General features: G+C 73.8%; 7 protein-coding genes and 2 pseudogenes. 8 read left to right on the top strand and 1 reads right to left on the bottom strand.

Features of this window, described 5'->3' with window-relative positions; genetic code table 11:
• Positions 1 to 2 precede the first annotated feature (2 nt).
• The 8 genes and pseudogenes from IH44_RS0137035 to IH44_RS0137005 form a co-directional block, all read left to right on the top strand.
• Positions 3 to 2,651, top strand: a pseudogene (locus tag IH44_RS0137035) (beta-L-arabinofuranosidase domain-containing protein); the annotation flags it as partial.
• Positions 2,634 to 2,753: an RICIN domain-containing protein gene (locus IH44_RS49910; protein ID WP_369795045.1), complete on the top strand. Its 120-nt coding sequence runs from the start codon at positions 2,634 to 2,636 to the stop codon at positions 2,751 to 2,753. The pseudogene IH44_RS0137035 and the gene IH44_RS49910, both read left to right, overlap by 18 nt.
• A gap of 129 nt (positions 2,754 to 2,882) precedes the next feature.
• Entirely contained in the window at positions 2,883 to 3,920 is a 1,038-nt protein-coding gene (locus tag IH44_RS0137030; protein WP_030464236.1) for a LacI family DNA-binding transcriptional regulator, read from the top strand.
• A gap of 280 nt (positions 3,921 to 4,200) precedes the next feature.
• On the top strand, positions 4,201 to 5,184 hold the full coding sequence (locus IH44_RS0137025) for an ABC transporter substrate-binding protein (RefSeq protein ID WP_030464235.1): 984 nt from the start codon (positions 4,201 to 4,203) through the stop codon (positions 5,182 to 5,184).
• Positions 5,185 to 5,267: 83 nt separating this feature from the next.
• Entirely contained in the window at positions 5,268 to 6,788 is a 1,521-nt protein-coding gene (locus tag IH44_RS0137020; protein ID WP_030464234.1) for a sugar ABC transporter ATP-binding protein, read from the top strand.
• A 50-nt stretch (positions 6,789 to 6,838) separates the two neighbouring features.
• On the top strand, positions 6,839 to 7,837 hold the full coding sequence (locus tag IH44_RS0137015) for an ABC transporter permease (RefSeq protein WP_081967353.1): 999 nt from the start codon (positions 6,839 to 6,841) through the stop codon (positions 7,835 to 7,837).
• On the top strand, positions 7,834 to 8,811 hold the full coding sequence (gene yjfF / locus IH44_RS0137010) for a galactofuranose ABC transporter, permease protein YjfF (protein ID WP_030464232.1): 978 nt from the start codon (positions 7,834 to 7,836) through the stop codon (positions 8,809 to 8,811). The genes IH44_RS0137015 and yjfF overlap by 4 nt, the downstream gene beginning before the upstream one ends.
• A gap of 160 nt (positions 8,812 to 8,971) precedes the next feature.
• A complete protein-coding gene (locus IH44_RS0137005) occupies positions 8,972 to 9,622 on the top strand; it encodes a 1-acyl-sn-glycerol-3-phosphate acyltransferase (protein WP_030464231.1) in 651 nt (216 codons plus the stop codon).
• Between the two features lie 28 nt (positions 9,623 to 9,650).
• Here the strand turns inward: IH44_RS0137005 and IH44_RS45950 are convergent.
• Positions 9,651 to 9,764, bottom strand: a pseudogene (locus IH44_RS45950) (DUF4232 domain-containing protein); the annotation flags it as partial.
• Positions 9,765 to 9,914: the final 150 nt, after the last annotated feature.

Here is a 9,914-nt window from a genome sequence, read left to right as displayed (position 1 = left end):
CCATGCCCCCTCCTCCTCCCCCGCCCCCTCCCCCGCCCTCCGCCCCGACCCGGCGCAGCGTGCTGAAGGCCACCGGGGCTGCGGCGGTGGCCGCCGCCGTCCCGCTCGCCGCCGACCGGTCCCCGGCCGCGGCCGCCACCGTCCCTCCGGTCCAGGCGGAGGTCGGCGTCTCGACCTACCCGTTCGACCCGGGGCAGGTCCGGCTCACCGGCGGCCGCTGGCTCGACAACCAGAACCGCACCCTGGCCTACCTGCGGTTCGTCGACGTCGACCGGCTGCTGTACGTCTTCCGCGCCACCCACGGCCTGTCCACCAACGGCGCCGCCCCGAACGGCGGTTGGGACGCGCCGGGCTTCCCCTTCCGCGGCCACGTGCAGGGCCACTTCCTCTCCGCCTGGGCCCAGGCGTACGCCGCGCTCGGCGACACCGTCTGCCGGGACAAGGCCGCGGCCATGGTGGCCGCGATGGCCCAGTGCCAGGCCGGCAACGCGGCCAGGGGCTTCACCGCCGGGTACCTGTCCGGCTTCCCCGAGAGCGACTTCGCCGCGCTGGAGGCGGGCACCCTCGCGAACGGGAACGTGCCCTACTACTGCGTCCACAAGACCATGGCCGGCCTGCTCGACGTCTGGCGCCTGCTGGGCAGCACCCAGGCCCGGGACGTGCTGCTGGCCCTGGCGGGCTGGGTCGACGCCCGCACCGCGAACCTGGGCTACAGCCGGATGCAGGCGGTGCTGGGGACCGAGTTCGGCGGCATGACCGAGGTGCTGGCCGACCTCCACCTGCAGACCGGCGACCGGCGCTGGCTGACGGTGGCCCAGCGCTTCGAGCACGCCGCGGTCCTCGACCCGCTCGCCGCCGGCCAGGACCGGCTCGACGGCCTGCACGCCAACACCCAGCTGCCCAAGTGGATCGGCGCCGTCCGCGAGTACAAGGCCACCGGCACCGCCCGGTACCGCGACATCGCCGCCAACGCCTGGACCATCACCACCGGCGCGCACACCTACGCGATCGGCGCCAACAGCCAGGCCGAGCACTTCCGGGCCCCGAACGCGATCGCCGCCCACCTGACCGACGACACCTGCGAGCTGTGCAACTCGTACAACCTGCAGAAGCTGACCCGGGAGCTGTGGCTGCTCGACCCGGAGCGCGCCGACTACTTCGACCTCTACGAGCGGGACCTGCTCAACCACACCATCGGCGGCCAGAACCCGGCCGACCCGCACGGGCACATCACCTACTTCACCCCGCTCAGGGCGGGCGGCCGGCGCGGCGTCGGCCCGGCCTGGGGCGGCGGGACGTGGAGCACCGACTACGGCACCTTCTGGTGCTGCCAGGGCACCGCGCTGGAGTCCAACACCAAGCTGGCGGACTCGGTCTACTTCCACAGCGGCAGCACGCTCACGGTGAACCTGTTCACGCCCTCCGTGCTGGACTGGTCCCAGCGCGGCATCACCGTCACCCAGAGCACCGCCTACCCGGTCGGCGACACCACCACCCTGCGGGTCACCGGCAGCGTCGCCGGGACGTGGTCGCTGCGGGTGCGCATCCCGGCCTGGGCGGCCGGCGCCACCCTCGCCGTCAACGGCGCCGTGCAGAACACGCCCGCCGCGCCCGGCAGTTACGCGGTCCTCACCCGCGCCTGGACCTCCGGCGACACCGTCACGGTCACGCTGCCGATGCAGGTCGCCGCCGTGCCCGCCAACGACAACCCGGACGTCGTCGCCCTCAGCTACGGCCCGACCGTGCTGTGCGGCAACCACGGCGACACCGTGCCGGCCGCGCTGCCCGCGCTGGCGCTCTCCTCGGTGGTCAGGAGCAGCAGCACCGCGCTGGCCTTCACCGCCACCGCCGACGGCGCGGACGTCGGCCTCGGGCCGTTCCAGGACGCGCAGGGCTACAACTACAGCGTCTACTGGAGCACCGGCGCCGGCTTCCGCCTGGCCAACGCCGCCAGCGGCCTCGTCCTGGGCGTCAAGGACATGTCCGTCGCGGACGGCGCGCCCGCCCTCCAGTGGGCGGACTCCGGCACCGCCGACCACCTGTGGTCCCTCGTCGCCGACGGCACCGCGCTGCGGCTGCGCAACGCCCGCAGCGGCAAGGTGCTCGGCGTGCAGAACATGTCCACCGCGGACGACGCGCCCGTCCTGCAGTGGGCGGACAACGGCACCGCCGACCACCGCTGGGAGGTGGTCGACCTGGGCGACGGCACCCACGCGCTGCGCAACGCCAACAGCGGCAAGGTGCTCGGCCTCCTGAACAGCTCCTCCGCCCAGGGCGCGCAGGCCGTCCAGCACCCGGACAACGGCACCTCCGACAACCGGTGGCGGTTCGTCCCCGACGGCGCGCGCCGGATCCGGAACCTGAACAGCGGCCTGGTCCTGGGGGTGCAGAACATGTCCACCGCGGACGGCGCACCGGTCCTCCAGTGGGGCGACAGCGGCACCGCCGACCACCTGTGGTCGGCGGTCGTGGACACCGGCGGCTACCTGCGGCTGCGCAACGCCAACAGCGGCAAGGTGCTCGGCACGGAGGGCGGCGCCACCGCGAACGGCGCCCGGATCGTCCAGTGGGCCGACAGCGGCGCCGCCGACCACCGGTGGCGGCTGCGGTACGGCTCCGGCGGCTGCTTCCGCATCCAGTGCGCCGCCGGCGGCCGGGTGCTGGGCGTCACCGGCATGTCGACCGCCCAGGGCGCCCAGGTGGTGCTCTGGGACGACAACGGCACCACCGACCACCTGTGGCGCTTCGTCTGAGCGCCCGCCGACCCCCCGTGCCGGACCGGCGGGCCGCGGCCCGGCGCCGCGCGAGCGCGCACCACCGGGTCCGCCGGTCCCCTGCGGCCGGGTCCGGCCCGCCGGCCGGGCGCCGCGATTGGAGCCCGCATGACCGAACCGAGGACCCGTCAGCCCGTGATGGCCGACGTGGCCAAACTGGCCGGGGTCTCGCACCAGACCGTCTCGCGGGTGCTGAACGGCTCGCCGAACGTCGCCCCGGCCACCCGGGCCAGGGTCGCGGCGGCGATCCGCGAGCTGGACTACCGGCCGAACTCGATGGCCCGGGCGCTGGTGACCCGGCGCTCGCAGACCCTGGGCGTGGTCAGTTTCGCCAGCACCCTCTACGGGCCCGCCTCCATGCTGGACGGGCTGGAGCAGGCCGCCCGCAGCGCGGGCTACTTCGTCAGCGTGGCCTCGCTGCGGTCGCTGGACCCGCGCTCCGTGCAGGAGGCCGTCGACCGGCTGCGCGACCAGGGCGTGGAGGGCATCGCGGTGATCGCCCCGCAGGTCTCCGCGACCGGCGGCCCGACCGACCCGGCCGGGGCGAGCCCGGTGGTGATGGTGGGGACCGGCGCGCCCTCCGCCGTTCCGCGGGTCGCGGTGGACAACGTGGCGGGGGCCGCCGCGGCCACCCGCTACCTGCTCGGCCTCGGCCACCTGACGGTGCATCACATCACCGGCCCGCCGGGCTGGTTGGAGAGCCAGGAGCGGGAGCGGGGCTGGCGCGGCGCGCTGGCCGAGGCGGGCGCGCAGGTGCCGCCGGCACTCCCCGGCGACTGGGGCGCCCGCTCGGGCTACCAGGCCGGGCTGCGGATCGCCGCCGACCCGCGGGTGACCGCGGTGTTCTGCGCGAACGACCAGACGGCGCTGGGCGTGCTGCGCGCGCTGCACGAGGGCGGGCGGGCGGTCCCCGGGGACATCAGCGTGGTCGGGTTCGACCACATCCCGGAGGCCGCCTACCTGGTCCCGCCGCTGACCACGGTCCGCCAGGACTTCGAGGCCCTGGGGCGGCAGGCGCTGTCGCTGCTGGTCGAGGAGCTGTCCGGGGTGCCGTGCGCGGGCCGCCGGGTGCTGATCGCCCCGGACCTGGTGGTGCGCGATTCGTCCGGCCCGGCGCCCGCCGGGGCGGCGGTCAAGATTCGATAACGCGGTGCACCGCTCTTGCCGAGGGTGGTTGTTAGCGCTAACAATCTTGTCTGGCCGAGGCGCCGGCGTCGAACCCCACCGGGGGCACCACCGCCGGCCGCCGGCCGCGAACCCGGCGCACTCCCCGCCTCCGGCGATCCACCGCACTCCCCCGCGGCGGCCGTCCGCGCAGGGCCGCCCGATGCGAACCCCCTTCCCTTCCGGCACCACCCCCACCCCTTCCGGCACCACCCGCCGCCCCGCGGCGCCCGCCCGGGAGCACAACCGAGAGGAACCCCAGATGTCCAAGAGAGCCGTTGCCGCAGCCGCACTCGCCGGCGCCCTGGTCCTCGGCCTGACCGCCTGCTCCTCGGGCAGCGGCTCCGCCGACGGCAAGAAGTCGGACGGCAAGCTCACCATCGGCTTCGCCCAGGTCGGCGCCGAGAGCGGCTGGCGCACCGCCAACACCAAGTCCATCCAGGACGCGGCGAAGAAGGCCGGTGTCACCCTCAAGTTCTCCGACGCGCAGCAGAAGCAGGAGAACCAGATCAAGGCGATCCGCTCGTTCATCCAGCAGAAGGTCGACGTGATCGCCTTCTCGCCGGTGGTCGAGTCCGGCTGGGACACCGTCCTGAAGGAGGCCAAGAACGCGCACATCCCGGTGATCCTCACCGACCGCGCGGTGGACTCCAAGGACGAGTCGCTGTACGTCTCCTTCCTCGGCTCGGACTTCGTCGAGGAGGGCAAGAAGGCCGGCGACTGGCTGGTCAAGGAGTACGCCTCCGCCTCCGGGGACGTGAACATCGTCCAGTTGGAGGGCACCACCGGCTCCGCGCCCGCCAACGACCGCAAGTCCGGCTTCGCGGACGCGATCAAGGGCGAGCCGAAGTTCAAGGTGGTCGCCTCGCAGACCGGCGACTTCACCCGGGCCAAGGGCAAGGAGGTCATGCAGGCGTTCCTGAAGTCCCAGCCGAAGATCGACGTGCTGTACGCGCACAACGACGACATGGCGCTCGGCGCGATCCAGGCGATCGAGGAGGCCGGCAAGAAGCCCGGCACCGACATCAAGATCGTCTCGGTGGACGGCGTCAAGGACGCCTTCACCGCGATGAGCCAGGGCAAGATCAACTTCGACGTCGAGTGCAACCCGCTGCTCGGCGACCAGCTGATGGAACTGGCCAAGAAGGTCAAGGCCGGCGAGAGCGTCGAGCGCCGGATCAAGACCGAGGAGGGCACCTTCACCCCCGAGCAGGCCACCGCCGCGCTGCCCAACCGCCAGTACTGATCCGGCCGGACCCCCCGGGGGCCCGCGCCGCCTGCCCCGCGGCACGGGCCCCCGTCTCCCGACCGACCACGAAAGGAGGACCGATGCAGCCACCGGTCCTGGAGGTACGCGGGCTCCGCAAGGAGTTCCCCGGCGTGCTGGCGCTCGACGGCGTCGACTTCCGGCTCTTCCCGGGCGAAGTGCACGCGCTGATGGGCGAGAACGGCGCGGGCAAGTCCACCCTGATCAAGGTCCTCACCGGCGTGTACCGGGCCGACGGCGGGCAGGTCTCGATGGCCGGCCGCGCCGTGCGGATCACCGGGCCGCTCCAGGCCCAGCAGATCGGCATCAGCACCGTCTACCAGGAGGTCAACCTCTGCCCGAACCTGTCGGTCGCGGAGAACCTCTTCATCGGCCGCGAGCCCCGCCGGCGCGGCCTGGTCCACTGGTCCGAACTGCGCCGCCGCGCCGCCGCCTCGGTGGCCGCGCTCGACCTCGACCTCGACGTCACCACCCGGCTGGACAGCCACTCCATCGCCGTCCAGCAGCTGGTCGCCATCGCCCGGGCCGTCGACGTCGACGCCAAGGTGCTGATCCTGGACGAGCCCACCTCCAGCCTCGACCGCGACGAGGTCGCCCAACTGTTCGCCGTCATGCGGCGGTTGCGCGACCGCGGGGTGGCGATCCTGTTCGTCTCGCACTTCCTCGACCAGGTCTACGAGATCTGCGACCGGATGACCGTGCTGCGCAACGGCCGCCTGGAGGGCGAGTACCGCACCCGGGACCTCACCCAGGTCCAGCTGGTCTCCCGGATGATCGGCTCCGAACTCGCCAGCCTGGAGAGCCTGGCCGCGGCCGGCCGCCGCACCGACACCGTGGCCGCCGGCGGCGAGCCGTTCCTGGTCGCGGACGGCCTCGGCCGCAGCGGCGCCATCGAACCGTACGACCTGACCGTCCGCCCGGGCGAGGTGGTCGGCCTGGCCGGCCTGCTCGGCTCCGGCCGCACCGAGGCCGCCCGGCTGCTGTTCGGCGCCGACCAGGCCGACCGCGGCACCCTGCGCCTGGACGGGCGCCCCGCCGCGCTGCGCGAACCGCGCGCCGCCATCGGCCACGGCATCGCGTTCTGCTCGGAGAACCGCAAGGCCGAGGGCCTGGTCGGCGAACTCACCGTCCGCGAGAACATCGTCCTCGCCCTGCAGGCCGGCCGCGGCTGGCTGCGCCCGATCTCCCGCACCGAGCAGGACGCCCTGGCGCTGCGCTGGATCCGCGCCCTGGACATCCGCCCGAACGACCCCGAGGCGCTGGTGCGCAACCTCTCCGGCGGCAACCAGCAGAAGGTCCTGCTGGCCCGCTGGCTGATCACCGACCCCAAGCTGCTGATCCTCGACGAGCCCACCCGCGGCATCGACGTCGGCGCCAAGGCCGAGATCCAGAAGCTGGTCGCCCGGCTCGCCGAGAAGGGCATGGCGGTGCTGTTCATCTCCGCCGAACTCGAAGAAGTCCTGCGCCTGAGCCACAAGGTCGGCGTGCTGAAGGACCACCGGATGGTCGCCCAGCTCGCCAACGACGGCTCCCTCACCCCGGAGCACATCATGGAGACCATCGCGAGCGGAGGCCGGCCGTGACGGCGATCGCCAGGCACCGGCTCTTCTGGCCCGCGGCCGTCCTGGCCGTCATGCTGCTGGCCAACCTGGCCTTCACCCCGGACTTCTTCGCCGTCCGGATCAAGGACGGCCACCTGTACGGCAGCCTGGTCGACATCCTGCACTTCGGCGCCCCGCTGACCCTGGTCGCCCTCGGCATGACGCTGGTCATCGCCACCGGCGGCATCGACCTGTCGGTCGGCTCCACCGTCGCCATCGCCGGCGCCCTCGCCTGCCTGTACATCAGCAAGGCCGCCGACCCCGGCAGCGTCACCACCGTGCTGGTCGCGGTCGCCCTGGCGCTGGCCGTGGCGCTCGTCCTCGGCGCCGTCAACGGTGTGCTGGTGGCCCGGATCGGCGTGCAGCCGATCGTGGCGACGCTCATCCTGATGGTCGCCGGGCGCGGCGTGGCCCAGCTGATCACCGACGGCCAGATCATCACCGTCACCAGCGGCCCGTACCAACTCATCGGCGGCGGCTACTGGTTCACCGTGCCGTTCGCCGTTCTGCTGGCCGCCGCCGCGGTGGGCACGGCCCTGCTGCTGACCCGTTCCACCGCGCTGGGCCTGCTGCTGGAGTCGGTCGGCGGCAACCCGGTGGCCAGCCGGCTGGTCGGCATCCGGGCGCTGCGGCTGACCGCCCTGGTGTACGTGGTCAGCGCGGTCTGCGCGGCCGTCGCCGGTCTGATGATCAGCTCCAACGTGTCGGCGGCCGACGGCAACAACGCCGGCCTGTGGATCGAGCTCGACGCCATCCTGGCCGTCGTGATCGGCGGCACCTCGCTCAACGGCGGCCGGTTCTCGATCGGCGGCACGGTGATCGGCGCCCTGGTCATCCAGACCCTGTCCACCACCGTCTACACCATCGGCATCCCGCCGGAGACCACCCTGGTCTTCAAGGCCGCGGTGGTCATCGCCGTCTGCCTCGTCCAGTCCCCCCAGTTCCGCGCCAAGATGGCCCGCCGCCGCCACGCGGCCCGCAGCAGCCGGCCCGAGCCCGCGGCCCCTACCGCTCCGAAGGTGGGCACATGATCGCCACTCTCACCGCCCGGCTGCGCGGACAGATCCCGCTGCTGGTCACCTCCGTCCTGCTGCTGGCGATGTTCGGCGCCGGCTCGGTGCAGTACGAGGGCTTCGCCTCCGGCCAGGTCCTGCTCAACCTGCTGATCGACAACGCCTTCCTGCTGGTCGTCGCCGTCGGCATGACCTTCGTGATCCTCACCGGCGGCATCGACCTGTCGGTCGGCGCGGTCGTCGCCCTGTCCACCATGGTGTCGGCCTGGCTGGTGGAGAAGCACCACTGGCCGATGCTGGTCGTCATCCCGCTGGTCCTGGCGATCGGCACCGGGATCGGCTGGGCGATGGGCTGGGTGATCCACACCTTCGAGATCCAGCCGTTCATCGTCACCCTGGCCGGCATGTTCCTGGCCCGCGGCCTGTGCTACACGATCAGCGTCGAGTCGATCTCCATCACCGACTCCTCCTACACCACGATGGCGCAGACCCGCATCCCGCTGCCCGGCGGCACCTTCCTGTCCCCGAGCGCCCTGATCGCGGCCCTGGTCGTGGTCGCCGCCTTCGTGGTGCTGCACTACACCCGCTTCGGCCGCAACGTCTACGCGCTCGGCGGCAGCGAGCAGTCCGCCCTGCTGATGGGCCTGCCGGTGGCCCGGACGAAGGTCACCGTGTACGCGGTCAGCGGCTTCTGCTCCGCGCTCGGCGGCGTCCTGCTCACCTTCTACATGCTCTCCGGCTACGGCCTGCACGCGGTCGGCCTGGAGCTGGACGCGATCGCCGCGGTGGTCATCGGCGGCACCCTGCTGACCGGCGGCTCCGGCTACCTGATCGGCACCGTGCTGGGCGTGGCCGTGCTCGGCCTGATCCAGACGATCATCAGCTTCCAGGGCACCCTCAGCTCCTGGTGGACCCGGATCGTCATCGGCGCCCTGCTGTTCGTCTTCATCGTCCTGCAGCGCCTGGTCACGGCCCGCCGCCGGCCGGCCTGAACGGGCGCCGCCCACCCCCGCCGGACCGGCCGGCGGGGGTGAGTACGCGGGTGAGTACCCGGGCTCAGGCCGCACCGGCCGCCCCGGCGCCACACTGGGCGGGCCGCCCCCGGGAGCGCCGCGGGCGGCCCGCCGCCACCCGATCCCGAGGGCCCACCCCATGCTGAGCGCCGTCGCCCGCACCGTCGTCCCGGTCCTCGGGCGCCTCACCGTCACCACCGACCCGGAGACGGTCCTGGCCCCCGGCAGCATCGTCGCCGCCAACCACTCCTCGCTGGCCGACCCCGGCGTGGTGCTCGCCGCCCTCGACCGGCTGGGCGTCGAACCCGTCGTGCTGGCCACCGCCGGACTGTGGCGGATCCCGCTGCTGCGCGGCGCGCTGACCCGCGAGGGCCACGTCCCCGTCCACCGCGGCACCGAGCACGCCGCCCGGGCCCTGGACGCCGCGGCCGCCGCGCTGGCCGCCGGCCGGGTGGTCGTCCTCTACCCCGAGGGCCGGCTGCCGCTGCGGACCGACCCCGCCGACCACGCCCCCGGCCCGTTCCGCACCGGCCTGGCCCGGCTCGCCGCCGGCGGCGCCCCGGTCGTCCCGCTCGGCCAGGCCGGCGCCCGCCGGATCAGCTCGGGCTCCACCGCCAAGCAGTTCGCCGGCCTGCTCACCGCCCCGCTGCGCCGCCCCGCCGTCCACGTCCACCTCGGCGCGCCCCTGCACCTCTCCCCCGACGTCGCCACCGCCACCGCCGAGGCCCGGGCCGCCGTCACCGCCGCCTGGCGCACCGCCGCCACCCACCTGCCGCCGCACCGCCGCTGACGGCCCGTCAGCCCGACGCGGGCCGGGGTCACCCGCCCTGGCCGGCGCTCCCCACCGGGCCGACCTTCACCGGGGACCCGTCGGTGTCCGAGGCGGGCAGCGAGCCGGCGCCCGGCCAGGGCATGGTGATCTCCTCCGGTGGGACGGTCGGACCGGCCGCCCGGTGCGAGCGGGTTTCCGAAGACCAGGACCGTCCGCCCGGACGAACCCGTTGCACCCGGGCCGCCCCCAGAACAGTGCTGTGACACACCCCGCCGCAACCCGCCCGCCCCACCGCCCCGCATCCCCCGCA

This window comes from Kitasatospora sp. NRRL B-11411 (genome assembly GCF_000721345.1).
GTDB classification, from domain to species: Bacteria; Actinomycetota; Actinomycetes; order Streptomycetales; family Streptomycetaceae; genus Kitasatospora; species Kitasatospora cineracea.
This window is presented reverse-complemented; position numbering and strand designations above follow the sequence as displayed.